Below are 24,519 nucleotides of genomic sequence, written 5' to 3' on the forward strand. Positions count from 1 at the left end.
AGCGAGAGAGCCCGATGACCCAAGCCGCCCAGATGTCTCCTGTCCCCGAGCCGGGGCTCATGCCGTCCGCTGAGCAGGCAAGCCGGCTTGGACTTGAGCAGGCGTTTTCGCTGTTCAATCAGATGTCCAGCCAGCTGACCGATTCCTACAGCCTGCTTGAAGCCCGGGTCACCGAGCTCAAGGGCGAGCTGGCGGTGGTCAGTGCCCAGCGCATGCAGGAATTGGCGGAAAAGGAACGCCTGGCTAATCGCCTGCAAAATCTGCTCGATCTGTTGCCCGGTGGCGTCATTGTCATTGATGCACATGGCCGTGTACGCGAAGCCAACCCGGCCGCCTGCGAGTTGCTTGGCCTGCCGCTGGAAGGTGAGTTGTGGCGGCATGTCATCGCTCGTTGCTTCGCCCCTCGTGAAGACGACGGCCATGAGGTGTCGCTCAAGGACGGTCGTCGCCTGTCCATTTCGACGCGTTCGCTGGATGCCGAGCCTGGGCAGTTGGTGCTGCTCAACGATCTGACTGAAACCCGTCACCTGCAAGATCAACTGGCCCGCCATGAACGCCTGTCTTCCCTGGGGCGGATGGTGGCGTCGCTGGCTCATCAAATTCGCACGCCGCTCTCTGCTGCCTTGTTGTACGCCAGTCATCTGACTGAACAGCAACTGCCAATGGAAACCCAACAGCGGTTCGCCGGGCGACTCAAAGAGCGCTTGCACGAGCTGGAGCATCAAGTGCGCGACATGCTGGTATTCGCCCGTGGCGAACTGCCGCTAACCGACCGCGTAACCCCCAAGGCCCTGCTGCAATCCTTGCAGGCAGCGGCGCTGACCCATGTGCAGGATTTGCCAATCCGCTGGCAGTGCGACAGCCATGCCGGTGAGGTGCTGTGTAACCGCGACACGCTGGTGGGCGCGGTGTTGAACCTCATCGAAAACGCAATCCAGGCCAGCGGCGGCGATGTCCGCCTGAAGGTGCACTTGTACACGCGCGGCAACACCCTGCGCCTATGTGTCAGCGACAGCGGCAGCGGTATCGAGCCGGCCGTGCTGGCGCGCCTGGGTGAGCCGTTTTTCACCACCAAAACCACCGGTACTGGCCTGGGCCTGACCGTGGTCAAGGCGGTGGCCCGTGCGCATCAGGGAGAATTGCAATTGCGCTCGCGGCTGGGGCGCGGCACCTGTGCGCTGGTGCTCTTGCCGCTGTTTTCCAGCGTGCCGAGTGTGGAGTAAGGGTCATGGCGATCAAGGTATTACTGGTTGAGGATGACCGGGCCCTGCGCGAAGCGTTGGCCGATACGCTGGTGCTGGCCGGGCATGATTATGCCGCGGTCGGTTCGGCGGAAGAGGCGTTGCTGGCGGTGGGCCGGGAAGCGTTCAGCCTGGTGGTCAGTGACGTCAACATGCCCGGCATGGACGGTCACCAATTGCTCGGCTTGTTGCGCGCCCGCCAGCCGCAATTGCCGGTATTGCTGATGACCGCCCACGGTGCCGTCGAGCGCGCGGTGGATGCCATGCGCCAAGGCGCCGCGGATTATCTGGTCAAGCCGTTCGAGCCCAAGGCATTGCTGGACCTGGTGGCTCGCCATGCCCTGGGCAGTCCCCTCATTGAAGGTGAGGGGCCGGTGGCACTCGAGCCGGCCAGCGCGCAGTTGCTGGAATTGGCCGCGCGGGTCGCTCGCAGCGATTCGACCGTATTGATTTCTGGCGAGTCAGGCACCGGCAAGGAAGTGCTGGCACGCTACATCCACCAGCAATCCCGGCGCGCCAACGAACCGTTCATTGCCATCAACTGTGCGGCGATTCCCGACAACATGCTCGAGGCCACGCTGTTCGGTCACGAAAAAGGCTCGTTCACCGGCGCCATCGCGGCCCAGGCCGGCAAGTTCGAGCAAGCCGATGGCGGTACCATTTTGCTGGATGAAATTTCCGAAATGCCCATGGGGCTGCAGGCCAAGTTGTTGCGGGTGTTGCAAGAACGGGAGGTGGAGCGGGTCGGTGCGCGCAAGCCCATCAGCCTGGACATCCGTGTGGTGGCGACCACCAACCGTGACCTGGCCGGCGAAGTGGCGGCGGGGCGTTTCCGGGAAGACCTTTACTACCGCCTGTCGGTATTTCCGCTGGCCTGGCGCCCTTTGCGCGAGCGCACGGCCGATATCCTGCCACTGGCCGAGCGCTTGCTGGCCAAGCACGTCAATAAAATGAAGCATGCGGCGGCCCGGTTGTCGCCCCAGGCCCAGGCGTTCCTGATTGCCTACCCCTGGCCCGGCAACGTACGAGAGTTGGATAACGCCATTCAGCGGGCGTTGATCCTGCAGCAGGGCGGTTTGATCCAGCCGGAAGATTTCTGCCTGAGCGGGCCGGTGGCCTGTGCGCCGTTGCCTGCACTGTCGCCTTCATCGGCACCGGCGCTCATCCCTCCCATGGACGCGGAAGGTGAATCGGCGGGCGCCTTGGGGGACGATCTGCGTCGTCGTGAATTCCAGATGATCATCGACACCCTGCGCGCCGAGCGTGGCCGCCGCAAAGAGGCCGCCGAGCGCCTGGGGATCAGCCCGCGTACCCTGCGCTATAAGCTGGCGCAAATGCGTGACGCTGGAATGGACGTCGAGGCTTACCTCTTCGCCAGTTGAAACCCTTGTGTGCGAGCTTGCTCGCGATAGCGGTCGATCAGTCAGATTGATGTTGAATGTGAATGAGTGATGGCGAGCAAGCTCGCTCCCGCAGAGGGGCGCGCATTTGTTTCTTTCGGCCATGGAGCTGGCACCCTTGTTGCTAACACCTGTGTACCCGCTGAGTAAGTGTCAAAAAAATGCGGGCCGCCAGAGAGAGTAGACCATGAGCCAAGGTATTGAATTTAATCGGTTGATGCTGGACATGCGGGCCATGCAGATGGACGCCATGGCCCAGCCCAAATCGGTCGCGGTCCCACAAGTGGGCGGCAGCAGCTTTTCCGACATGCTCGGTCAGGCCGTCAATAAAGTGAACGATACCCAGCAGGCTTCGAACCAGTTGGCCAGTGCTTTCGAGATTGGCAAAAGTGGGGTCGACCTGACCGACGTAATGATCTCTTCGCAGAAAGCCACTGTCTCGTTCCAGGCGTTGACCCAGGTTCGCAACAAACTGGTCCAAGCCTATCAAGACATCATGCAGATGCCGGTCTAAGGAAATTATTGAGTCATGGCAGAAGCAGCCGCTGATAACGTTCCGGCAAAGACCACTCCGATAGACGGCAAGCCGCCGCTGTTCGGTCTGTCTTTCCTGGAAAACCTCTCCGAGATGACCATGCTGCGTCAGGTTGGCCTGTTGGTGGGCCTGGCTGCGAGTGTGGCGATTGGGTTTGCCGTGGTGCTGTGGTCCCAGCAGCCAGACTACCGTCCTTTGTACGGCAGCCTGGAAGGCCTGGACGCCAAGCAAGTCATGGAAACCCTGGCTTCCGCCGACATTCCTTACACCGTCGAACCCAATTCCGGTGCCTTGCTGGTCAAGGCCGATGACGTCGCTCGTGCGCGCCTCAAGCTCGCCGCCGCTGGCGTGACGCCTACCGATGGCAACATCGGTTTCGAGATTCTCGACAAGGATCAGGGCCTGGGCACCAGCCAGTTCATGGAAGCGACTCGTTATCGTCGCGGCCTGGAAGGCGAGCTGGCACGCACCATCTCCAGCCTGAACAACGTCAAGGGTGCCCGCGTGCACCTGGCGATTCCGAAAAGCTCGGTGTTTGTGCGCGATGAGCGCAAGCCAAGTGCTTCGGTCCTGGTGGAACTGTACTCGGGCCGCTCCCTGGAGCCGGGCCAGGTGCTCGCCATCATCAATCTGGTGGCGACCAGCGTTCCTGAGTTGAGCAAATCCCAGATCACCGTGGTCGATCAGAAAGGCAACCTGTTGTCTGACCAGGCGGAAAACTCCGAACTGACCATGGCCGGCAAGCAGTTCGATTACAGCCGCCGCATGGAAGGCATGCTGACCCAGCGTGTGCACAACATCCTGCAACCGATCCTGGGTAATGACCGCTATAAAGCCGAAGTGTCGGCCGATGTGGATTTCAGTGCCGTCGAGTCGACGTCCGAGCAGTTCAACCCGGATCAACCGGCGTTGCGCAGCGAACAATCGGTGAACGAACAGCGTACCGCCAGCAATGGCCCGCAAGGTGTGCCGGGTGCCCTGAGCAACCAGCCACCGTCGCCGGCCAGCGCGCCGCAAACCACCGGTGGCGCCACGGCGGCCGCTGGCATGGTGCAACCCGGCCAGCCACTGATCGACGCCAATGGCCAGCAGATCATGGACCCGGCCACCGGCCAGCCGATGCTGGCGCCGTATCCGGCCGACAAGCGTCAACAGTCGACCAAGAATTTCGAGCTTGACCGTTCCATCAGTCACACCAAGCAGCAGCAGGGGCGTTTGAATCGCCTGTCGGTAGCCGTGGTGGTGGACGATCAGGTCAAGGTCAACCCGGCCAACGGCGAAACCAGCCGTGCGCCATGGAGCGCCGACGAATTGGCGCGCTTTACCCGTCTGGTGCAGGACGCCGTCGGTTTCGACGCCAGCCGCGGCGACAGCGTCAGCGTGATCAACGTGCCGTTCTCCCTGGAGCGCGGTGAAGTGATCGCCGATATTCCGTTTTATTCGCAACCCTGGTTCTGGGATGTGGTCAAGCAAGTATTGGGTGTGCTGTTCATCCTGATACTGGTGTTTGGCGTGCTGCGTCCGGTGCTCAACAACATTACTGGTGGCGGCAAGAACAAGCAGTTGGCTGGCTTGGGTGACGTAGAACTGGGAGGCATGGGCGGCCTGGATGGCGAATTGGCCAACGATCGCGTCAGCCTCGGCGGGCCGCAGAGCATTCTGCTGCCAAGCCCGAGCGAAGGCTATGACGCTCAGTTGAACGCCATCAAGAGTCTGGTGGCAGAAGACCCGGGTCGTGTGGCCCAGGTCGTGAAAGAGTGGATTAACGCAGATGAGTGATAATCGAGCCGCTGTTGCCAAATTGTCCCGGGTCGACAAAGCCGCGATTTTGCTGCTGTCCCTGGGTTCGACCGACGCCGCCCAAGTGCTGCGCCACATGGGGCCCAAGGAGGTCCAGCGTGTGGGCGTGGCCATGGCGCAGATGGGCAATGTGCACCGCGAGCAGGTCGAACAGGTGATGAGCGAGTTCGTCGACATCGTCGGCGATCAGACCAGCCTGGGCGTCGGTTCCGATGACTACGTGCGCAAGATGCTGACCCAGGCGCTGGGTGAGGACAAGGCCAACGGCCTCATCGACCGGATTCTGCTGGGCGGCAATACCAGCGGCCTGGACAGCCTCAAGTGGATGGAGCCGCGCGCCGTTGCCGACGTGATCCGTTACGAGCACCCGCAGATCCAGGCGATCGTGGTGGCTTACCTCGACCCGGACCAGGCCGGTGAAGTGCTGGGTAACTTCGACCATAAAGTGCGGTTGGACATCATTCTGCGGGTATCTTCGCTCAACACCGTGCAGCCAGCGGCCCTGAAAGAATTGAACCAGATTCTCGAGAAACAGTTCTCGGGCAATTCCAATGCCTCGCGCACCACCTTGGGTGGCATCAAGCGCGCGGCGGATATCATGAACTTCCTCGACAGTTCGATCGAAGGCCAGTTGATGGATTCGATCCGCGAAGTCGACGAAGACCTGTCCGGTCAGATCGAAGACCTCATGTTCGTGTTCAACAACCTGTCGGATGTCGACGACCGTGGCATCCAGGCACTGTTGCGCGAAGTGTCCTCCGATGTGCTGGTCCTGGCCCTCAAGGGGTCGGACGAAGGCGTCAAGGAGAAGATCTTCAAGAACATGTCCAAACGGGCGGCCGAACTGTTGCGCGACGACCTCGAGGCCAAAGGCCCGGTGCGCGTCAGCGACGTGGAAACCGCACAGAAGGAAATCCTCACCATCGCCCGCCGTATGGCCGAAGCCGGAGAGATCGTTCTCGGTGGCAAGGGCGGCGAAGAGATGATCTAAGGTCGTTATGTCTGCCAAGAGTGATGAGTCACCCAGCGACCTGATCCGCGCCCGGGACGTCGGTGGTTTCGACGTCTGGTCGCTGCCCAGCTTCGACCCCCACGTGCCCGAGCCTGAACCTGAGCCGGTGGAGGAACTGCCGGAGATGGAGGAGGTGCCGCTGGAGGAAGTCCAGCCACTGACCCTCGAAGAAGTCGAGAGCATTCGCCAAGAGGCCTACAACGAAGGCTTCGCCGTGGGTGAGAAAGAAGGTTTCCACAGCACCACACTCAAGGTCCGTCAGGAAGCCGACGTGGCGCTGACGGCCAAGTTGCGGGCCCTGGAATCGCTGATGCACAACCTGTTCGAGCCCATCGCCGAGCAGGACACCCAGATCGAGAAATCCCTGGTGGGTTTGGTGCAACACATCGCCAAACAGGTGATCCAGCGTGAATTGGCCATCGATTCGAACCAGATCGAACACGTCATGCGCGAAGCCCTCAAGCTATTGCCGCTAGGCGTAGGCAACGTGCGGTTGTACATCAATCCCCAGGATTTCGAGCTGGTCAAAGCCTTGCGCGAGCGTCATGAAGAAACCTGGCGCATCGTCGAGGATGCTGCGTTGTTACCGGGTGGTTGCCGCGTGGAAACCGAGCACAGCCGTATCGATGCGACGGTGGAAACCCGCATCAGCCAGGTCATGGCCAAGCTGTTCGATCAATTGCACGAGCAGGCCCTGCACCCGGCCGCTGCCGATTTGAGCCTGGAGTTGCCGGACGAACCTTTGATCGCCGCTGATAACGATCTGGGCGACGCTGCACCGGATGCCTCTGAATTGAATGCTCCTGCACTGGATGGTCGCGATGCGCCTTGAGCGAACCAGTTTCGGCAAGCGCCTGGGCAGCTACGCCGAGGCCACCGAACTGGCCGGCCAGCCGATCCTGGAAGGGCGCCTGCTGCGCATGGTCGGCCTGACTTTGGAGGCCGAAGGCCTGCGGGCCGCCATGGGCAGTCGCTGCATGGTGATCAACGACGACAGCTATCACCCGGTGCAGGTCGAAGCCGAAGTCATGGGCTTTTCCGGCAGCAAAGTATTTTTGATGCCGGTGGGCAGTGTCGCCGGCATCGCACCTGGCGCGCGCGTGGTGCCCTTGGCCGATACGGGTCGGCTGCCCATGGGCATGGGCATGCTCGGGCGAGTGCTGGACGGGGCCGGACGTGCCTTGGACGGCAAGGGCGGGATGAAGGCCGAAGACTGGGTGCCGATGGACGGCCCGACGATCAACCCCCTCAAGCGCGATCCCATCAGCGTACCGCTGGACGTGGGCATTCGTTGCATCAACGGTTTATTGACAGTAGGGCGCGGCCAGCGTCTGGGCCTGTTCGCCGGTACTGGGGTGGGCAAGAGTGTGCTGCTGGGCATGATGACCCGTTTCACCGAGGCCGACATCATCGTGGTGGGGCTGATCGGCGAGCGGGGGCGTGAGGTGAAGGAATTCATCGAGCACATCCTGGGCGAAGAAGGGCTCAAGCGTTCGGTGGTCGTGGCCTCGCCGGCGGACGACGCGCCGTTGATGCGGCTGCGGGCCGCCATGTACTGCACCCGTATCGCCGAATATTTTCGCGACAAGGGCAAGAATGTCCTGTTGCTGATGGATTCGCTGACCCGTTTTGCCCAGGCCCAGCGGGAAATTGCCCTGGCCATCGGCGAACCGCCGGCCACCAAGGGTTATCCACCTTCGGTGTTCGCCAAGCTGCCAAAACTGGTGGAGCGCGCCGGTAACGCGGAAAAGGGCGGCGGTTCGATCACGGCGTTCTATACCGTGCTGTCTGAAGGCGACGACCAGCAGGATCCGATTGCCGACTCCGCACGGGGCGTGCTCGACGGTCACATTGTGTTGTCCCGGCGCCTGGCTGAAGAAGGGCATTACCCGGCCATCGACATCGAGGCGTCCATCAGCCGGGTCATGCCGTCGGTCATCAGCGCCGAGCACATGAAGCGGGCCCAGCAGTTCAAGCAGTATTGGTCGCGCTATCAGCAAAGCCGTGACCTGATCAGCGTCGGCGCCTATGTGCCCGGCGGTGATCGTGAGACCGACACCGCCATCAATCTTTATCCGGCCATGGCCGTTTACCTGCGCCAGAGCCTGAACGACAACATCGGCATGGGCGCCAGCGAAGCGCACCTGCAGAGCATTTTTACCCCGGTTGCCGGCGGATAACCGGCCATGGCCACGAGTCGTGCGGCACGCCTGGCACCGGTGGTGGACATGGCGGAAAAAGCCGAGAAAACCGCTGTCCAGCGGTTGGCGTACTTCCAGGGGCAGGTCAAGGTTGCCGAAAGCAAACTGGCGGACCTCGAAAACTTTCGCCTCGAATATCAAGAACAATGGATTGCCCGTGGTAGCCACGGGGTCTCCGGGCAGTGGCTGCTGGGTTATCAAGGGTTTCTTGCGCAGTTGGGTACCGCGATCGACCAGCAGCGCCAGAGCCTGGTCTGGCACCAGAACAACCTGGAAAAGGCCCGCCAGAGCTGGCAGGAAGCCTTCGCCCGGGTCGAAGGGCTGCGCAAACTGGTGCAACGCTACATTGATGAAGCTCGGCAACTGGAAGACAAGCGTGAGCAGAAACTGCTGGATGAATTGTCCCAGCGTCTGCCGCGTCAGGATCCGTATTGATCATGAGTCGGGTTTTGTCGGCTGATTGAGCCAAAACCTTGCTCAGACCTCTACCAGATGCTAAACCTTGTACACGTATGTCCATGACAAGGAAGCCAACTATGTCAGTTGTTACCGAAGTATCCGACGATGGGAAAAAACTGACGATTTCGGTCGAAGGTCGATTCGATTTCGGACGGCATCAGGAATTTCGTGAGTCCTACGAGAGGCTTAATACAAGGCCCGATTCCATTGTGGTGGACCTGAAGAAAGCCACTTATCTGGACAGTTCTGCCTTGGGCATGCTCTTGCTGTTGCGCGATCATGCCGGTGGCGACGATTCGGATATCCGGGTCGTCAACAGCAGCAGCGACGTCAAGAAAATCCTCGCGATCTCCAACTTCGACAAGCTGTTCGACATCAGTTGATCACCATGCAATCGTCGTCGGAACCGCTGACGGTCCTGATTGCCGAAGACAGTGCCGCTGACCGACTGCTGTTGTCGACTATTGTCCGCCGCCAGGGCCATCACGTGCTCACGGCGGCCGATGGCGCCGAGGCGGTCGAAGTCTATCTGGAGCAGCGCCCGCACCTGGTGTTGATGGATGCGATGATGCCGGTGATGGATGGCTTCGAGGCCGCGCAAAAGATCAAGCAGTTGGCCGGGGACCAGTTGGTCCCGATCATTTTCCTCACGTCATTGACCGAAAGCGAAGCCTTGGCCCGTTGCCTGGAGGCCGGCGGTGACGATTTCCTGGCCAAACCCTATAACCAAGTGATCCTGGCCGCCAAGATCAAGGCCATGGACCGCTTGCGTCGATTGCAAGCCACCGTCGTGGAGCAGCGTGACCAGATCGCCCGGCACCATGATTACCTGCTCAACGAGCAGCGGGTCGCCAAGGCCGTGTTCGACAAAATCGCCCATTCCGGCTGCCTGAGCGCGCCGAACATCCGTTACTTGCAATCACCCTATGCCCTGTTCAACGGCGATTTGCTGCTGGCCGCGTTCAACCCGGCCGGCGACATGCACATCCTTTTGGGGGATTTCACCGGCCACGGCCTGCCGGCGGCGGTCGGCGCGATGCCGCTGGCGGAGGTGTTCTACGGGATGACCGCCAAAGGCTACGGCCTGGCGCAGATCCTGCGGGAGATGAATGCCAAGCTCAAACGCATCCTGCCGGTGGATATGTTCTGTTGCGCGACGCTGCTGTGCCTGAGCTTCGAGCGTTGCACGGTGGAGGTCTGGAACGGCGGCATGCCCGATGGTTACCTGCATGACAGCCTCACGGGCGTGCGTACGCCATTGCCGGCGCGGCACCTGCCGCTGGGCGTGCTCAAGCCGCAGTTGTTCGATGACCGCACTGAAGTGCACCCGATGGCACTGGGGGACCGGGTATTCCTGTTGTCCGACGGTGTGATTGAGACCAGTGACGACCACGACCAGCCGTTTGGCGTGGAGGGGTTGCAGCAGGTGTTCGCGGCCAATCGTGAGCCTGACCGTCTTTTCGAAGATATTCAGCAAGCGCTCCGAGATTTTCGCGGTGAGGCTCGGGACGACTTCAGTATGGTGGAGGTGCGTCTGGTCGCCCCAGGGCAACTCAACCCGCCGCCGCCGGTCTATTCCGATAGCGGGCAATCCAGCCCGCTGGACTGGTCGGTGAGCTTCGAGTTTCGAGCGCAGACCCTCAAGCGGTTCAACCCCATGCCGTACCTGCTGCAGTTGCTGCTTGAGGTTCATGGGCTCAGAGCCCAGAGTGGTGCCCTGTACAGCGTAATGTCCGAACTCTATTCCAATGCGCTGGAGCATGGGGTGCTGGGGCTCGATTCGAGCCTCAAGCATGACGCGTCGGGTTTTGCCCAGTACTACAGGGAGCGCAATGCGCGCCTGGATGAGCTGAATGATGGTCACGTGCGGGTGCATTTGCACGTCACGCCCCTCGGCGACGGTGGGCGCCTGGTCGTCGAGGTGGAAGACAGCGGCCAGGGTTTCGATGTGGCCCGGGTGCTGGCGCGGCCCTTGGACAGTGATCGGTTGTCGGGACGCGGCGTGAGTCTGGTACGCCAGTTGAGCCATCAGGCCTGTTGGTCCGACGATGGTCGTAGTGCACGCGTGGAGTTTTTCTGGGAGGCTCTGGCATAATCGGGCCATTCTTGATCAGGGAGCGAACAAGTGAGTGAGATTCATCTGGACCGCGATGTGCTCAGCACATTGAAGGAAGTCATGGAGGATGGGTATCTGGAGTTGCTGGATACGTTCCTCAACGATTCCGAAGCCCGCCTGCGGGTGCTGCATGAAGCCCGGGACGCTGAAAAGCTGGGCGCCACGGCCCACAGCTTCAAAGGCAGCAGCAGTAATATGGGCGCCATCCGCCTGGCCGAGCTGTGCGCAGAGTTGGAACAGCGCGCCAAGCAGCCGTCATTGGGCGGTATCGAGAAATTGGTCAGCGAAATCGACAGCGAGTTTGCCCATGTTCGAAACCTTTGCAGGGAAGAGCGCGAAGGCTTTCACTGCTGAGAGCTGAGCGTCGTAGACATTGGCCCGTCCCTTGCATTGTCCTCTCCACCTGTACCTATGATTCCAGTGCAGCGGAGATCTTTTTATGCCCGTCATGCCCAATACACTGCTCCAGGCCAATGCCCAGGCCAAGCCCCAGGCGACTGTCAATTCACCGGCAGTCACCCCGGAGCGCGGGGATAAAGCCTCCAACTTCGCCCAGGTCTTCGCCCAGCAGGCCCCCGCCAAATCATCGGCGGCCCCGGAGCCTGCGGTGAAACAGGTTCGCGACAAGTCTTCCGACAACACCGTCAAAAAGGACGCCGGCAACGAAACCGCTGCCGCCCCGGAACCGACGGTTGCCGATAGCGGCAAACCCTTGCCCGCTGACAAGCCGGCCACTACCGACGACCAGGCTGCCAGCGATGACAGCGGCGACAAGGCTGAAACTCCGGTAGCGGAGGCTGTCCCTGTCGATCCGACACTTGATCCCGCGTTGCTCCCGGGCGTGGTTGCGCCAGTCGCTACCGTTGAGCCGGAACCTGCGCCGGTGGTGGCCACTACTGAGCTTCAAGTCACCGTTGCGGTGTCGGGCCCGGTTGCTCCCGCGCCGGTTGCGGCCCCAGTGGTCGATCCGACGTTCGACCCCCAAGCCGATCCGCTCGATGCATTGCCGGCCTTGCGGTTGGCGATGGAGCAGGGTGGTCATGTTTCCGCTTCCAGCCAGGCTCAGTCCAAAACCGCCGCCGCAGCGGCATCGCTCGACGGTGAACCGACTTCGGCCCAGACCTTCGCCGCGGGCATGGCGAACATGCTCACTGTGCAGGCCGATCAGAACAGCACCGAATCTGGCAGCCAGGGCGGCGACAAAGCGTTCAGCGGCTTGATCAGCGACGGCCTCAAGGACCTCACCGCCGCTTCCAGTGACACTCGCGTGGACGATTTCGCCAACCGCCTGGCGGCGCTGACCCAGGCTGCGACACCAAAAACGGCCAACGCGGTGCCAGTCAACCAGCCTATCGCGATGAATCAGAGCGGTTGGACCGAAGAAGTGGTCAACCGGGTGATGTATCTGTCCAGCGTCAATCTCAAGGCGGCCGATATCCAGTTGCAACCCGCCGAGCTCGGGCGCCTGGATATCCGGGTGAACATGGTTCCGGACCAGCAGACCCAGGTTACCTTCATGAGCGCCCATCCTGGCGTGCGCGAAGCCCTCGAAGGCCAGATGCATCGCCTGCGCGACAGTTTTGCCCAGCAGGGCATGGGCCAGGTCGACGTCAGCGTGTCCGATCAGTCTCGCGGCTCGCAGAACCCGGATCAGCAAGCGCAGCAGCAGGCCCAGGCCGGTCGTGTTACGTCGAGTGGTGGGCGGGTGGATTCGGCGGATGAACACCTGCCGGCCAGCATCGCTGAAGTGGCTGCTACCACCACCAGCGTCATTGGCTCCAGCGCGGTCGATTACTACGCCTGATCCAGCGCTGTAACTCCTGTGGGAGCGAGCTTGCTCGCGATAGCGTCGGCTCAGTCAACACGCCAGTGACTGATACCACGCTATCGCGAGCAAGCTCGCTCCCACAGTGTTTTTGTACGGTCGCAAACCCCATCGCGCCCGCCATCCTGCTCTCGGACACTTCTGGCATAACACTTGCTCCAGCCTTGCCGTGCAACAGTGAAAACCCCGATTAGTGACGGATTATTGGCATGGCGAAGAGTGAAGCAGCAGCTGTAAAAGACCCTGCAACCAAAGGCAAACTCAAGCTGATCATCATGATCGTGGTGGGTTTGCTCCTGGCGATCGGTGTGTCGGTGGGGGCGACCTGGTATTTCATGCACAGCGCTCAAAGCAAGCCTGCGGCAGCGGTCGAAGCCGCGCCGGTGGGTAAGCAGCCGGCGGTTTTCGAACCCATGGCGCCGGCCTTTGTGGCCAACTACACCCAGAACGGCCGCCAACGCTACATGCAGGTGAGCATTACCCTGCTGGGCCGCAACCAGGCTGACCTGGAAGCGTTGCGGGTGCACATGCCGCTGATCCGCAACAATCTGGTCATGCTGTTTTCCGGACAGAACTTCGACACCCTGGCCACTCCGGTGGGCCAGGAAATGCTGCGTCAGAAAGCCACTGCCAGCGTGCAGGAGGTGGCTCAGAAAGAGCTCGGCAAAGTGGTGATCGAACAGTTGCTCTTCACTAACTTCGTATTGCAGTAGGAGCAGGACATGGCCGTGCAGGACCTGTTGTCCCAGGACGAAATCGACGCGCTCTTGCATGGTGTCGACGATGGCCTGGTGCAGACCGAAAACGCTGCTGAACCGGGCAGCGTCAAAAGCTACGACCTGACCAGCCAGGATCGCATCGTTCGCGGACGGATGCCGACCCTGGAAATGATCAACGAGCGTTTCGCCCGGTACACCCGTATCAGCATGTTCAACATGCTGCGCCGCTCGGCCGATGTGGCCGTCGGTGGCGTGCAGGTGATGAAGTTCGGTGAGTACGTGCACTCGCTGTACGTACCCACCAGCCTCAATCTGGTGAAAATCAAGCCGTTGCGCGGCACGGCGCTGTTCATCCTCGACGCCAAGCTGGTGTTCAAGCTGGTGGACAACTTCTTTGGCGGTGACGGTCGTCACGCCAAGATCGAAGGGCGTGAATTCACCCCGACCGAGCTGCGGGTGGTGCGCATGGTGCTGGAGCAGGCCTTCGTCGATCTGAAGGAGGCCTGGCAGGCGATCATGGAAGTGAACTTCGAGTACATCAACTCGGAAGTGAACCCGGCCATGGCCAACATCGTCGGCCCGAGCGAAGCCATCGTGGTCTCGACCTTTCACATTGAACTCGACGGCGGTGGCGGCGACCTGCACGTGACCATGCCGTACTCGATGATCGAGCCGGTGCGCGAAATGCTCGACGCCGGCTTCCAGTCGGACCTCGACGACCAGGACGAGCGCTGGATCAACGCCTTGCGCCAGGACGTGCTGGATGTCGACGTGCCGATCGGTGCGACGGTCGCCCGCCGCCAACTGCGCCTGCGGGACATCCTGCACATGCAGCCGGGGGACATCATCCCCGTCGAAATGCCTGAAGACATGATCATGCGCGCCAACGGCGTGCCGGCCTTCAAGGTCAAGATGGGCTCTCACAAAGGCAACCTGGCGTTGCAGGTGATCGAGCCGATCGAACGCCGCTGAGCGGTGTCGAACGCCTACGTTTTTAACGCGTTTTAACGTTTAACTGATTTTTGCCCGCCGAGGACACATGATGGCTGACGATATGAATACCCAGGATGACCAGGCGCTGGCCGACGAATGGGCTGCGGCCCTGGAAGAAACCGGCGATGCCGGGCAAGCCGACATCGACGCCTTGCTGGCGGCCGACACCGGCGCTCACGCGTCCAGCCGCCTGCAGATGGAAGAGTTCGGCAGCGTGCCAAAGAGCCATGAACCGGTGACGCTCGATGGCCCCAACCTGGATGTGATCCTTGACATCCCGGTGTCGATTTCCATGGAAGTGGGCAGCACCGACATCAATATTCGCAACCTGCTGCAGCTCAACCAGGGTTCTGTCATTGAGCTGGATCGCCTGGCGGGTGAGCCACTGGACGTATTGGTCAACGGTACGTTGATCGCCCATGGCGAAGTGGTGGTGGTCAACGAGAAGTTCGGCATTCGCCTGACGGACGTGATCAGCCCGAGCGAACGCATCAAGAAGCTGCGCTGAGTGAAAGGGTTCTTCGCAGCAGCCTTGATGCTGCCGTTCAGCGTGCTGGCGGCCGAGCCGGTTGCCACGGCGGCCGCTGCGCCGGCAGTGGGCAGTAGTGGCGTGGCTGGGCAGTTGGCGCAGTTGGTGCTTGGCCTGTTGCTGGTGCTGGGCTTGATCTTCTTTCTCGCCTGGCTCTTGCGGCGCGTGCAGCAGGCGGGGCCGGCTGGCAAAGGGCAGGTCATCGACATCGTCGGTTCCCGCGCGCTTGGCCCGCGCGACCGGCTGGTGCTGGTGCAGGTCGGCAATGAGCAGATTTTGCTGGGCTTGAGCCCGGGCACCATTACGGCGTTGCACGTCCTCAAGGAGCCGGTGCAGGTGCCCTCCGCCGAGCAGGCCACTCCCGAATTTGCCCAGCGTCTCATGGAGCTGCTGGGTAAAGATCAGAAGGATAAAAAGTAATGCCGTTGCGCATTCTGTTGGCGTTGGCCCTGATGCTGGCTGCACCGTTGGCGTTCGCCGCCGATCCGCTGTCGATCCCGGCGATTACCCTGGGTACCAACGCCGAAGGGGCTCAGGAGTACTCGGTCAGCCTGCAGATCCTGCTGATCATGACGGCGCTGAGCTTCATTCCGGCGTTCGTCATGCTGATGACCAGTTTTACCCGGATCATCATCGTCTTTTCGATCCTGCGCCAAGCCTTGGGCCTGCAGCAGACGCCGTCGAACCAGATCCTCACCGGCATGGCACTGTTCCTGACGATGTTCATCATGGCCCCGGTGTTCGACCGGGTGAACCAGGATGCACTGCAACCGTATCTGGCGGAAAAACTCACCGCCCAGGACGCCGTGGCCAAGGCCGAAGTGCCGATCAAGGATTTCATGCTGGCCCAGACCCGCAGCAGCGATCTGGAACTGTTCATGCGCCTGTCCAAGCGCACCGACATCGCCAGTCCGGATCAGGCGCCCTTGACGATCCTGGTGCCGGCGTTCGTGACCTCCGAGCTGAAAACCGCGTTCCAGATCGGTTTCATGATTTTCATCCCGTTCCTGATCATCGACCTGGTGGTCGCCAGCGTGCTGATGGCCATGGGTATGATGATGCTGTCGCCGCTGATCATTTCCCTGCCATTCAAGATCATGCTGTTCGTACTGGTGGATGGCTGGGCGCTGATCATCGGTACCCTGGCGGGCAGTTTCGGCGGTGTTTAGACCTTTTGCAGGTAGGGCGATATGACTCCTGAAGTAGCGGTAGACCTGTTCCGTGAAGCGCTCTGGCTGACCACCATGATGGTCGCCATCCTAGTGATCCCCAGTCTGCTGGTGGGGTTGCTGGTGGCGATGTTCCAGGCGGCGACCCAGATCAACGAGCAGACCTTGAGCTTCCTGCCGCGCCTTCTGGTGATGCTGGTCACCCTGATCGTCGCCGGTCCCTGGATGGTGCAATCCTTCATGGAATACATCCAGCAGCTGTACGGCAGTATTCCGCAGTTGATCGGCTGACCGTATGTCGATGCTCGCGCTGACGGACACCCAGATCAGTACCTGGGTGGCTTCGTTCATACTGCCGCTGTTTCGCGTCACTGCGGTGCTGATGAGCATGCCGGTCTTCGGCACGACCCTGGTGCCCACCCGCGTGCGGTTGTATTTTGCCTTGGCGATCACGGTGGTCATCGCGCCCGGGCTGCCGCCGATGCCGCCAGTCAATGCCCTTGATCTCAGCGCGCTGATGCTGGTGGCCGAGCAGATCCTCATTGGCGTCTTGATGGGATTCTCGCTGCAGCTGTTTTTCCAGGCTTTCGTGGTGGCCGGGCAAATCATTTCGATCCAGATGGGCATGGCCTTCGCATCCATGGTCGATCCGACCAATGGCGTGACGACGGCGGTGATCGGTCAGTTCCTGACCATGCTGGTGACGCTGCTGTTCCTCGCCATGAACGGGCATCTGGTGGTATTCGAGGTATTGACCGAGAGCTTTACCACCTTGCCCGTGGGCAGCGCGTTGCTGGTCAATCATTTCTGGGAGATCGCCGGCAAGCTCGGTTGGGTCCTGGGGGCGGCGATGGTGTTGGTATTGCCTGCGATCACCGCGTTGCTGGTGGTGAACATTGCCTTTGGCGTGATGACCCGGGCGGCGCCGCAACTGAACATTTTTTCCATCGGTTTCCCGCTGACCCTTGTGCTGGGCATGGTGATCTTCTGGGTCAGCATGGGGGATATTCTCAACCAGTATCAGCCATTGGCCACCCAGGCCTTGCAGCTGTTACGCGACATGGCACAGGCGCGCTGAACCATGGCTGAGAGCGAGAGTGGCCAGGACAAGACAGAAGACCCCACGGAGAAGCGCAAGAAGGAGTCCCGGGAAAAGGGTGAGATCGCCCGTTCCAAGGAACTCAATACGCTGGCGGTAATGCTGGCCGGGGCGGGCGGGTTGCTGATTTATGGTGGCGGCTTGGCCTTGGACCTGCTGGAGATCATGCGGCTGAACTTCTCTCTGCCCCGCGAGGTGCTGCTCACTCCGGGCACTATGGGGCAGTATCTGCTGCACTCGGGCAAAATTGCGATTCTAGCGGTGCAGCCGGTACTGATCTTCTTGCTGTTCGCCGCCATTATTGGTCCGATTTCCCTGGGCGGCTGGTTGTTTGCCGCCGGTAGCCTGGCTCCCAAGTTCAGTCGGATGAATCCGGCCGCTGGCCTCAAGCGTATGTTTTCTACCACGGCGCTGATGGAGCTGCTCAAGGCTTTTGGGAAATTTCTGCTGGTCCTGTTCGTTGCATTGACCGTGTTGCAGTCCGACATCGACGACCTGCTGCGCATCGCCCATGAGCCGCTGGAACAAGCCATTATCCACAGCGTGCAGTTGGTAGGTTGGAGCACGTTGTGGATGGCCTGCGGCCTGATCCTGATCGCCGCCATCGATGTGCCGATCCAGCTGTATCAGAGCAAGCAGAAGCTGATGATGACCAAGCAGGAAATACGCGACGAGTATAAGGATCAGGAGGGTAAGCCGGAGGTCAAGCAGCGGATTCGCCAGTTGCAGCGTGAGGTGTCCCAGCGGCGGATGATGGCGGCGATTCCCGACGCCGATGTGGTCATTACCAACCCGACCCACTATGCCGTGGCGCTCAAGTATGACCCCGACAAAGGCAGCGCCCCGGTATTGCTGGCCAAGGGCAGTGACTTCCTGGCGTTGAAAATCCGTGAAATCGCGGTGGCCAATGAAGTGATGCTGCTCGAATCCCCGGCCCTGGCGCGGTCGATTTACTACTCCACTGAGCTTGACCAGGAAATCCCCGGAGGCCTGTACCTGGCCGTGGCCCAGGTGCTGGCCTACGTCTACCAGATCCGCCAACACCGCGCGGGCAAGGGCAAGCGCCCCGAGCCGCTCAAGGACTTGCCGATCCCACCGGATTTGCGGCGGGATTCTTGAGGTCGGCTAATCCGTAGGATTATTGCGCTTGGCGTGCAAATTCTATGCACCTGTTAGTTCTGACAGTAGACGGTCGTTCTCCCCGACCCTCTAATGACTTCGAGGCATCTCCAGCCTTCCTTCTCGTGGTGCTTCTGCCAGCGAGAGAGGCAATTGCGGAGTCAAACTATCGAGGGCGTGAGCATGGCAGCGGGCGAATACAAAAAACTTGAAGGCATGAAGTTGGAGTTCGTTTCGGGAATGCTCGAGGCAAATGGCGGTGAACGAGCCATCCGCTGTTCGTTTACGTTCGACATGACGCTCGATTTCACGCGCTTCGTGAAAATGGCGAATGGGTATATCCCGGGGTATCTGGAGCATGACATCAATGCCATTCGGCCCGAGTTGGATGGGTTGGCCTATCACATCTCCTACAATTATTTCGCTGACGCGGCCGGCAATATTGGCGGTAACGAAGCGTTGTTCCGTGTCTTTGGTCATCCCGACTATTACCTGAACGATTGGTCAAGTGGCGGGCTGGAAAAGCGCTATGGCAAACCCGCTTTCCAGATCATCGACGGGCGGTTGCGGATAAACGCACGCACTGATTTTCGATGGGAAGATCCCAAGCAATTGATCGAAATCGCCGATCTGCCAATCATTCAGTTTCAATGGGCACTCAACCTGATGGAAGGCCATTGGTCTTCGCCTGAGAGGCCGTCGTCTGATATCAAGGCACCGTCCACCGTGGCGGTGCTTATGTATGCCAATGAGGACCTTATTGAAGCCGAGGGTCTCCAGATGTTCAGGGGCACCCGCTACCTGAGAGGCCGGGCGTTGGATTTTGGCCCTATTAAACCGGAACAGATTCTGACGGCGCAGTGATCGAGTGAATACGTCGGGGCCACAATGACGGTGTTGGACGTCGTTGCGGTCGCAGGTCTTTCCCCTCGCGACAAAAGTTGGAAGGCTTCTTGCAATACCCCGTCTGCGCCCGTCCGGGGCGTCAAAAGTTTGCTTCACAGGCACGGGGAATATTGGTGGATCGCTCTCAGTTACTCAGCACCGCGCGCAGCAACGTAGCAGATCTCAGCCGGGGCAATCTGGGTGTGCCGATCTTGCTGCTGGTCATGCTCGCCATGATGATGCTGCCGGTGCCGCCGTTCCTGCTGGACGTGTTCTTCACGTTCAACATCGCCCTGTCGATCGTGGTGCTTCTGGTATGCGTCTACGCCTTGCGGCCGCTGGATTTCGCGGTGTTCCCGACCATTCTGCTGGTGGCGACATTGATGCGCCTGGCGCTGAACGTGGCATCGACCCGGGTGGTCATGCTCCATGGCCAGGAAGGTCACGCCGCCGCTGGTAAGGTGATCCAGGCCTTCGGCGAGGTGGTGATCGGCGGTAACTACGTGGTTGGTATCGTGGTCTTCGCCATTTTGATGATCATCAACTTCGTCGTGGTGACCAAGGGCGCCGGGCGAATCTCCGAGGTGAGCGCGCGGTTCACCCTCGATGCGATGCCCGGCAAGCAAATGGCGATCGACGCGGACCTCAACGCCGGCCTGATCGACCAGGGCCAGGCCAAGCTGCGCCGTCTGGAAGTGGCCCAGGAAGCCGAGTTCTACGGTTCCATGGACGGCGCCAGCAAGTTCGTACGCGGTGACGCCATCGCCGGCCTGCTGATTTTGTTCATCAACCTGATCGGCGGCATGGCCGTCGGTATCTTCCAACACAACATGACTTTCGGCGACGCCGGCAAGGTTTACGCCTTGCTGACCATCGGTGACGGTTTGGTGGCGCAATTGCCATCACTGTTGTTATCCACAGCCGCCGCGATCATGGTGACCCGCGCTTCGGGGTCCGAAGACATGGGCAAGCAGATCGGCCGGCAGATGTTCGCCTCGCCCAAGGCCCTGGCGGTTGCCGCCGGCCTGATGGCGGTGATGGGCCTGGTGCCTGGCATGCCACACTTTTCCTTCTTGAGCATGGCGGCCCTGGCGGCGGGTGGCGCCTACCTGTTCTGGAAGAAGCAGAACGTGCAGAAGGTCCAGGCCCTGCAAGAGGTCAAGCGCCAGCAGGAACTGCTGCCATCGCCAGCCCGCGCCATGGAAACCAAGGAGCTGGGCTGGGACGACGTGACGCCCATCGACATGATCGGCCTGGAAGTCGGTTACCGCCTGATTCCATTGGTCGACCGCAACCAGGGCGGTCAATTGCTGGCGCGGATCAAGGGCGTGCGCAAGAAATTGTCCCAGGACTTGGGCTTCCTGATGCCCACCGTGCATATCCGCGACAACCTCGACCTGGCGCCGAGCGCCTACCGCTTGACGCTGATGGGCGTGATCTTGGCCGAAGCCGAGATCTACCCGGATCGCGAGCTGGCGATCAACCCGGGGCAGGTCTACGGCTCGCTCAACGGCATCACCGCCAAGGATCCGGCTTTTGGCCTGGAAGCGGTGTGGATCGAAATCAGCCAGCGGGCCCAGGCTCAGTCCCTCGGCTACACCGTGGTGGACGCCAGCACCGTCGTGGCGACCCACTTGAACCAGATTCTGTACAAGCACTCCAGCGAGCTGATCGGCCACGAAGAAGTCCAGCAACTCCTGCAAGTACTGGCCAAAGGCTCGCCAAAGCTGGCGGAAGAGCTGGTGCCGGGCGTGGTGTCGTTGTCACAATTGCTCAAGGTGTTGCAGGCGCTGTTGGCCGAACAGGTGCCTGTTCGCGACATTCGCAGCATTGCCGAGGCCATCGCCAACAACGCGTCCAAGAGTCAAGATACCGCCGCCCTGGTGGCTGCGGTTCGGGTCGGCGTATCCCGCGCAATCGTCCAAAGCATTGTAGGCACTGAGTCTGAGCTGCCTGTGATCACTCTGGAGCCAAGGTTGGAACAGATATTGCTCAATAGTCTTCAGAAGGCAGGACAAGGCTCGGAAGAGGGTGTTCTGCTGGAGCCAAGCATGGCTGAGAAGCTGCAGCGTTCGCTGATCGATGCAGCCCAGCGGCAGGAGATGCAAGGCCAACCGGTGATCCTGCTGGTGGCCGGCCCGATTCGCGCGATGCTCTCGCGATTCGGTCGCCTCGCGGTCCCGGGGTTGCATGTGCTGGCGTACCAGGAAATACCGGACAACAAGCAAGTGACCATCGTTGCGACAGTAGGGCCCAACGGCTGAGGTAGTGGTTTATGCAAGTGAAGCGTTTTTTCGCCGCCGATATGCGTCAGGCCATGAAGCTGGTTCGTGACGAGCTGGGCGCTGAAGCCGCCATTATTGGCAATCGCCGGATCGCTGGCGGTGTCGAGCTGACGGCGGCCCTGGATTACAAATTGTCGGCGCTGGCCCCGCGCGTTCCAAACATGGAACTCGAGGATGAGCTGCGCAAGACCCAATCGCGTATCGCCAGCGCCCAGGCCGAATTGAGCCTGCGCAGCAGCGAAGGCCAGGCCAGCGCGGGCACCAATCGTCAATTGTTCGCCGGTCAGCCGCTGACGGCCGGCCTGCCGTTGACCGCCGCCGAGCCGCTGATCGAGCAGGCCCAGGTCGAGCCACGTCGTCCGGCACCGGCTCCGGCCGCGCCAGGCGCGGGTATCGACCCGCGTGCCTTGGACTCGATGCGCTTTGAACTCAACAGCCTGCGTGAACTGATGGAAGTCCAGCTTGGCTCCCTGGCCTGGAACCAGCTGCAAGGCAGCCGTCCAGCCCAGGCCAACCTGTGGCGTCGCCTGCAACGCATTGGCCTGTCCGGCCCGTTGTCCCGGGACCTGCTGGCGCTGATCAACGGTATCGAAGAACCTCGCCAGGCCTGGCGCATGTTGCTGGCGCACCTGGCGCGGATGATTGCTACACCGGAAGTCGAACCGCTGGAAGAGGGTGGAGTGATTGCGATGGTCGGCCCTGCCGGCATGGGCAAGACCACCACCCTGGCCAAGCTCGCCGCCCGTTATGTACTCAAGTACGGTGCCCAGAGCATTGCCCTGGTGAGCATGGACAGTTTCCGCATCGGCGCTCAGGAACAACTCAAGACCTTGGGCCGGATCCTCAATGTGTCGGTGACCCATGTGGATCCGGGCCAGTCCCTGGCCCAGGCACTGGAACCACTGCTGCGCAAACGCGTCGTGCTGATCGATACCGCCGGCCTGCAAGCCAGCGATCCGGCCCTGCGCATGCAGCTCGAAAGCCTGGCCGGGCGCGGCATTCGGTCAAAAAATTATCTCGTGTTGGCAACCACCAGCCAAAAGCAGGTTCTAACCGCCGCGTACCACAGCTACAAACGCTGCGGGCTAGCCGGCTGCATCCTGACTAAGCTGGACGAAACGGCAAGCCTGGGCGAGGTGTTGAGCCTGGCGATCGGTCATGAACTACCGGTGGCCTATCTGACCGACGGACCGCGGATCCCGGATGATTTGCATCTGCCGCGCCGTCATCAACTGGTCAGTCGTGCCGTGAGTGTGCAAATGCAGGAAGAACCCAGCGAGGAAGCCATGGCTGACATGTTCGCTGACATCTACCACAGCCCGACCAAACAGGTCGGCTGAGGTAATCATGAATATTTTTTGTACCTACATCGATGGTCTGCCATGCATTGTTCCGAATGGGAACGCGCAGCCAGTAATGTGGCCTCCGTCTAAGTAAGACAAGGTAAAGAACGAACATGGGCAGCATGCATCCCGTACAGGTGATCGCGGTGACCGGCGGCAAAGGTGGCGTCGGGAAGACTAACGTGTCAGTGAACTTGTCCCTGGCTCTGGCAGAGCTTGGCCGACGGGTCATGCTGCTGGACGCCGACCTGGGCCTGGCGAACGTCGATGTGCTGCTGGGGCTCACCCCCAAGCGCACGCTGGCGGACGTCATCGAAGGTCGCTGCGAACTGCGCGACGTGCTGCTGCAGGGGCCAGGCGGTATTCGCATCGTGCCGGCGGCCTCTGGCACCCAGAGCATGGTTCATCTGACCCCGGCCCAGCACGCGGGCCTGATCCAGGCCTTCAGCGACATCGGTGACAACCTCGATGTGCTGGTGATCGACACCGCAGCCGGTATCGGTGACTCGGTCGTCAGTTTCGTCCGCGCCGCCCAGGAAGTACTGCTGGTGGTCTGCGACGAACCGACGTCCATCACCGACGCCTACGCCCTGATCAAGTTATTGAACCGTGACTACGGCATGAACCGCTTCCGCGTCCTGGCCAACATGGCCCAGAGCCCGCAGGAAGGGCGCAACCTGTTCGCCAAGTTGACCAAGGTCACCGATCGCTTCCTGGACGTCGCCCTACAATACGTCGGCGCCGTGCCGTACGACGAAAGCGTACGCAAGGCCGTCCAGAAGCAACGTGCCGTTTATGAAGCTTTTCCCCGTTCCAAATGCGCGCTGGCGTTCAAGGCGATCGCCCAGAAGGTCGACACCTGGCCACTGCCGGCCAACCCTCGCGGGCATCTGGAATTTTTCGTCGAGCGTCTTGTGCAACAAACAGCAGGGCCCGTGCTATGACTGCCAGCGGTTACAACCATCTCTACAAAAAATCGGCACGGGACGCCCAATACGAACTGATTGAGCGTTATGCGCCACTGGTCAAGCGTATCGCCTATCACTTGTTGGCGCGGTTGCCGGCCAGTGTCCAGGTCGAGGACTTGATCCAGGCGGGCATGATCGGCCTGCTCGAAGTATCGAATAAATACGATGCGAGCAAGGGCGCCAGTTTCGAGACGTATGCCGGTATTCGCATCCGTGGGGCGATGCTCGATGAAGTCCGCAAGGGCGATTGGGCACCGCGTTCGGTGCACCGTAATACCCGTATGGTCAGTGACGCGATTCGCGCTATTGAAGCTAAAACCGGGCGTGACGCTAAAGATCACGAGGTTGCGGCCGAACTCCAGTTGAGTCTCGATGATTATTACGGGATTTTGAACGATACCTTGGGCAGCCGCCTGTTCAGTTTCGACGACCTGTTGCAGGACGGCGAACACGAAGGGCTGCACGAGGACAATGCGAGTGCTCACATGGAGCCGTCGCGTGACCTGGAAGATGAGCGTTTCCAGAGCGCGCTGGCGGATGCGATTGCCAATTTGCCGGAGCGTGAGCGACTGGTCTTGGCGTTGTACTACGACGAAGAGCTGAATCTCAAGGAAATCGGTGAGGTCCTGGGGGTCAGCGAATCGCGGGTCAGCCAGTTACACAGCCAGTGCGCGGCCCGTTTGCGGGGGCGTTTGGGGGAGTGGCGAGCGCGCTGACTGCAGTGTGGGGACACTGCGAACGAGGTTGGTCTGGCAAGCACTGCGCCAGTCTCCATTCGCGGGGCTCCAGACCGTTGTCGAGTGTTGTGCCGGATTGATTGA

Annotated in this window: 25 protein-coding genes; all 25 read left to right on the top strand. The window is 60.8% G+C overall.

The genetic code is table 11. The features are described 5' to 3' along the window. Positions 1–14 precede the first annotated feature (14 nt). Positions 15–1,223 (top strand): sensor histidine kinase, encoded by a 1,209-nt coding sequence (locus LOY70_RS08180; protein WP_413776627.1) that lies wholly within the window; start codon positions 15–17, stop codon positions 1,221–1,223. A 5-nt stretch (positions 1,224–1,228) separates the two neighbouring features. After that, on the top strand, positions 1,229–2,623 hold the full coding sequence (fleR, locus tag LOY70_RS08185; RefSeq protein WP_265035342.1) for a sigma-54-dependent response regulator transcription factor FleR: 1,395 nt from the start codon (positions 1,229–1,231) through the stop codon (positions 2,621–2,623). Positions 2,624–2,828: 205 nt separating this feature from the next. Next, a complete protein-coding gene (fliE, locus tag LOY70_RS08190; protein ID WP_123342173.1) occupies positions 2,829–3,155 on the top strand; it encodes a flagellar hook-basal body complex protein FliE in 327 nt (108 codons plus the stop codon). A gap of 15 nt (positions 3,156–3,170) precedes the next feature. Further along, positions 3,171–4,955, top strand: a complete 1,785-nt coding sequence (gene fliF / locus LOY70_RS08195; protein WP_265035345.1) for a flagellar basal-body MS-ring/collar protein FliF — start codon at positions 3,171–3,173, stop codon at positions 4,953–4,955. Continuing rightward, the gene (gene fliG / locus LOY70_RS08200; protein WP_003184041.1) at positions 4,948–5,967 is read left to right on the top strand and encodes a flagellar motor switch protein FliG; all 1,020 of its coding nucleotides are present in this window, start codon (positions 4,948–4,950) and stop codon (positions 5,965–5,967) included. Before fliF ends, fliG begins: the two co-directional genes overlap by 8 nt. 7 nt (positions 5,968–5,974) lie before the next feature. After that, positions 5,975–6,820, top strand: a complete 846-nt coding sequence (fliH, locus tag LOY70_RS08205; RefSeq protein WP_265035359.1) for a flagellar assembly protein FliH — start codon at positions 5,975–5,977, stop codon at positions 6,818–6,820. Beyond that, entirely contained in the window at positions 6,810–8,168 is a 1,359-nt protein-coding gene (fliI, locus tag LOY70_RS08210; RefSeq protein ID WP_123342170.1) for a flagellar protein export ATPase FliI, read from the top strand. Before fliH ends, fliI begins: the two co-directional genes overlap by 11 nt. Before the next feature lie 6 nt (positions 8,169–8,174). Further along, entirely contained in the window at positions 8,175–8,624 is a 450-nt protein-coding gene (gene fliJ, locus LOY70_RS08215; protein WP_025212502.1) for a flagellar export protein FliJ, read from the top strand. 101 nt (positions 8,625–8,725) lie between these two features. Then, entirely contained in the window at positions 8,726–9,031 is a 306-nt protein-coding gene (locus LOY70_RS08220) for an STAS domain-containing protein (protein ID WP_265035364.1), read from the top strand. Positions 9,032–9,036: 5 nt separating this feature from the next. Beyond that, positions 9,037–10,743, top strand: a complete 1,707-nt coding sequence (locus LOY70_RS08225) for a SpoIIE family protein phosphatase (protein ID WP_265035366.1) — start codon at positions 9,037–9,039, stop codon at positions 10,741–10,743. Between the two features lie 30 nt (positions 10,744–10,773). Next, positions 10,774–11,118, top strand: a complete 345-nt coding sequence (locus tag LOY70_RS08230; protein WP_123414644.1) for an Hpt domain-containing protein — start codon at positions 10,774–10,776, stop codon at positions 11,116–11,118. A gap of 85 nt (positions 11,119–11,203) precedes the next feature. Next, on the top strand, positions 11,204–12,568 hold the full coding sequence (locus LOY70_RS08235) for a flagellar hook-length control protein FliK (protein WP_265035369.1): 1,365 nt from the start codon (positions 11,204–11,206) through the stop codon (positions 12,566–12,568). 230 nt (positions 12,569–12,798) lie between these two features. Then, positions 12,799–13,302, top strand: a complete 504-nt coding sequence (fliL, locus tag LOY70_RS08240; protein WP_123414642.1) for a flagellar basal body-associated protein FliL — start codon at positions 12,799–12,801, stop codon at positions 13,300–13,302. A gap of 9 nt (positions 13,303–13,311) precedes the next feature. Further along, positions 13,312–14,280 (top strand): flagellar motor switch protein FliM, encoded by a 969-nt coding sequence (gene fliM / locus LOY70_RS08245; RefSeq protein ID WP_003184019.1) that lies wholly within the window; start codon positions 13,312–13,314, stop codon positions 14,278–14,280. Between the two features lie 70 nt (positions 14,281–14,350). Continuing rightward, entirely contained in the window at positions 14,351–14,809 is a 459-nt protein-coding gene (fliN, locus tag LOY70_RS08250) for a flagellar motor switch protein FliN (protein WP_003199107.1), read from the top strand. Then, positions 14,810–15,250 (top strand): flagellar biosynthetic protein FliO, encoded by a 441-nt coding sequence (gene fliO, locus LOY70_RS08255; protein ID WP_123342163.1) that lies wholly within the window; start codon positions 14,810–14,812, stop codon positions 15,248–15,250. It begins immediately after the preceding gene. Further along, positions 15,250–15,999, top strand: coding sequence for a flagellar type III secretion system pore protein FliP (gene fliP, locus LOY70_RS08260; RefSeq protein ID WP_025212509.1), 750 nt, complete (start codon positions 15,250–15,252; stop codon positions 15,997–15,999). Before fliO ends, fliP begins: the two co-directional genes overlap by 1 nt. A 21-nt stretch (positions 16,000–16,020) precedes the next feature. After that, a complete protein-coding gene (gene fliQ, locus LOY70_RS08265; RefSeq protein WP_025212510.1) occupies positions 16,021–16,290 on the top strand; it encodes a flagellar biosynthesis protein FliQ in 270 nt (89 codons plus the stop codon). A gap of 10 nt (positions 16,291–16,300) precedes the next feature. Continuing rightward, the gene (gene fliR / locus LOY70_RS08270) at positions 16,301–17,077 is read left to right on the top strand and encodes a flagellar biosynthetic protein FliR (RefSeq protein ID WP_413776641.1); all 777 of its coding nucleotides are present in this window, start codon (positions 16,301–16,303) and stop codon (positions 17,075–17,077) included. Between the two features lie 3 nt (positions 17,078–17,080). Continuing rightward, on the top strand, positions 17,081–18,217 hold the full coding sequence (flhB, locus tag LOY70_RS08275) for a flagellar biosynthesis protein FlhB (RefSeq protein ID WP_265035381.1): 1,137 nt from the start codon (positions 17,081–17,083) through the stop codon (positions 18,215–18,217). Positions 18,218–18,400: 183 nt separating this feature from the next. Next, positions 18,401–19,081 (top strand): hypothetical protein, encoded by a 681-nt coding sequence (locus LOY70_RS08280; RefSeq protein WP_265035383.1) that lies wholly within the window; start codon positions 18,401–18,403, stop codon positions 19,079–19,081. A gap of 155 nt (positions 19,082–19,236) precedes the next feature. Then, entirely contained in the window at positions 19,237–21,366 is a 2,130-nt protein-coding gene (gene flhA, locus LOY70_RS08285; protein ID WP_123414802.1) for a flagellar biosynthesis protein FlhA, read from the top strand. Positions 21,367–21,377: 11 nt separating this feature from the next. Further along, a complete protein-coding gene (flhF, locus tag LOY70_RS08290; RefSeq protein ID WP_265035385.1) occupies positions 21,378–22,727 on the top strand; it encodes a flagellar biosynthesis protein FlhF in 1,350 nt (449 codons plus the stop codon). A gap of 116 nt (positions 22,728–22,843) precedes the next feature. After that, entirely contained in the window at positions 22,844–23,674 is an 831-nt protein-coding gene (gene fleN, locus LOY70_RS08295) for a flagellar synthesis regulator FleN (protein ID WP_003184001.1), read from the top strand. Beyond that, positions 23,671–24,414, top strand: a complete 744-nt coding sequence (fliA, locus tag LOY70_RS08300) for an RNA polymerase sigma factor FliA (RefSeq protein WP_014337177.1) — start codon at positions 23,671–23,673, stop codon at positions 24,412–24,414. Before fleN ends, fliA begins: the two co-directional genes overlap by 4 nt. The last annotated feature ends 105 nt before the right edge of the window (positions 24,415–24,519 follow it).

The sequence above is a fragment of the Pseudomonas sp. B21-054 genome (assembly GCF_026016345.1).
In the GTDB taxonomy this organism is placed as follows: Bacteria; Pseudomonadota; Gammaproteobacteria; order Pseudomonadales; family Pseudomonadaceae; genus Aquipseudomonas.

Bases quoted from the DNA above. Each gene is read 5' to 3' on its own strand.
- LOY70_RS08180 (WP_413776627.1), top strand. From the start codon at position 15: ATGACCCAAGCCGCCCAGATGTCTCCTGTCCCCGAGCCGGGGCTCATG.
- fleR (WP_265035342.1), top strand. From the start codon at position 1,229: ATGGCGATCAAGGTATTACTGGTTGAGGATGACCGGGCCCTGCGCGAA.
- fliE (WP_123342173.1), top strand. From the start codon at position 2,829: ATGAGCCAAGGTATTGAATTTAATCGGTTGATGCTGGACATGCGGGCC.
- fliF (WP_265035345.1), top strand. From the start codon at position 3,171: ATGGCAGAAGCAGCCGCTGATAACGTTCCGGCAAAGACCACTCCGATA.
- fliG (WP_003184041.1), top strand. From the start codon at position 4,948: ATGAGTGATAATCGAGCCGCTGTTGCCAAATTGTCCCGGGTCGACAAA.
- fliH (WP_265035359.1), top strand. From the start codon at position 5,975: ATGTCTGCCAAGAGTGATGAGTCACCCAGCGACCTGATCCGCGCCCGG.
- fliI (WP_123342170.1), top strand. From the start codon at position 6,810: ATGCGCCTTGAGCGAACCAGTTTCGGCAAGCGCCTGGGCAGCTACGCC.
- fliJ (WP_025212502.1), top strand. From the start codon at position 8,175: ATGGCCACGAGTCGTGCGGCACGCCTGGCACCGGTGGTGGACATGGCG.
- LOY70_RS08220 (WP_265035364.1), top strand. From the start codon at position 8,726: ATGTCAGTTGTTACCGAAGTATCCGACGATGGGAAAAAACTGACGATT.
- LOY70_RS08225 (WP_265035366.1), top strand. From the start codon at position 9,037: ATGCAATCGTCGTCGGAACCGCTGACGGTCCTGATTGCCGAAGACAGT.
- LOY70_RS08235 (WP_265035369.1), top strand. From the start codon at position 11,204: ATGCCCGTCATGCCCAATACACTGCTCCAGGCCAATGCCCAGGCCAAG.
- fliL (WP_123414642.1), top strand. From the start codon at position 12,799: ATGGCGAAGAGTGAAGCAGCAGCTGTAAAAGACCCTGCAACCAAAGGC.
- fliM (WP_003184019.1), top strand. From the start codon at position 13,312: ATGGCCGTGCAGGACCTGTTGTCCCAGGACGAAATCGACGCGCTCTTG.
- fliN (WP_003199107.1), top strand. From the start codon at position 14,351: ATGGCTGACGATATGAATACCCAGGATGACCAGGCGCTGGCCGACGAA.
- fliP (WP_025212509.1), top strand. From the start codon at position 15,250: ATGCCGTTGCGCATTCTGTTGGCGTTGGCCCTGATGCTGGCTGCACCG.
- fliQ (WP_025212510.1), top strand. From the start codon at position 16,021: ATGACTCCTGAAGTAGCGGTAGACCTGTTCCGTGAAGCGCTCTGGCTG.
- fliR (WP_413776641.1), top strand. From the start codon at position 16,301: ATGCTCGCGCTGACGGACACCCAGATCAGTACCTGGGTGGCTTCGTTC.
- flhB (WP_265035381.1), top strand. From the start codon at position 17,081: ATGGCTGAGAGCGAGAGTGGCCAGGACAAGACAGAAGACCCCACGGAG.
- LOY70_RS08280 (WP_265035383.1), top strand. From the start codon at position 18,401: ATGGCAGCGGGCGAATACAAAAAACTTGAAGGCATGAAGTTGGAGTTC.
- flhF (WP_265035385.1), top strand. From the start codon at position 21,378: ATGCAAGTGAAGCGTTTTTTCGCCGCCGATATGCGTCAGGCCATGAAG.
- fleN (WP_003184001.1), top strand. From the start codon at position 22,844: ATGGGCAGCATGCATCCCGTACAGGTGATCGCGGTGACCGGCGGCAAA.
- fliA (WP_014337177.1), top strand. From the start codon at position 23,671: ATGACTGCCAGCGGTTACAACCATCTCTACAAAAAATCGGCACGGGAC.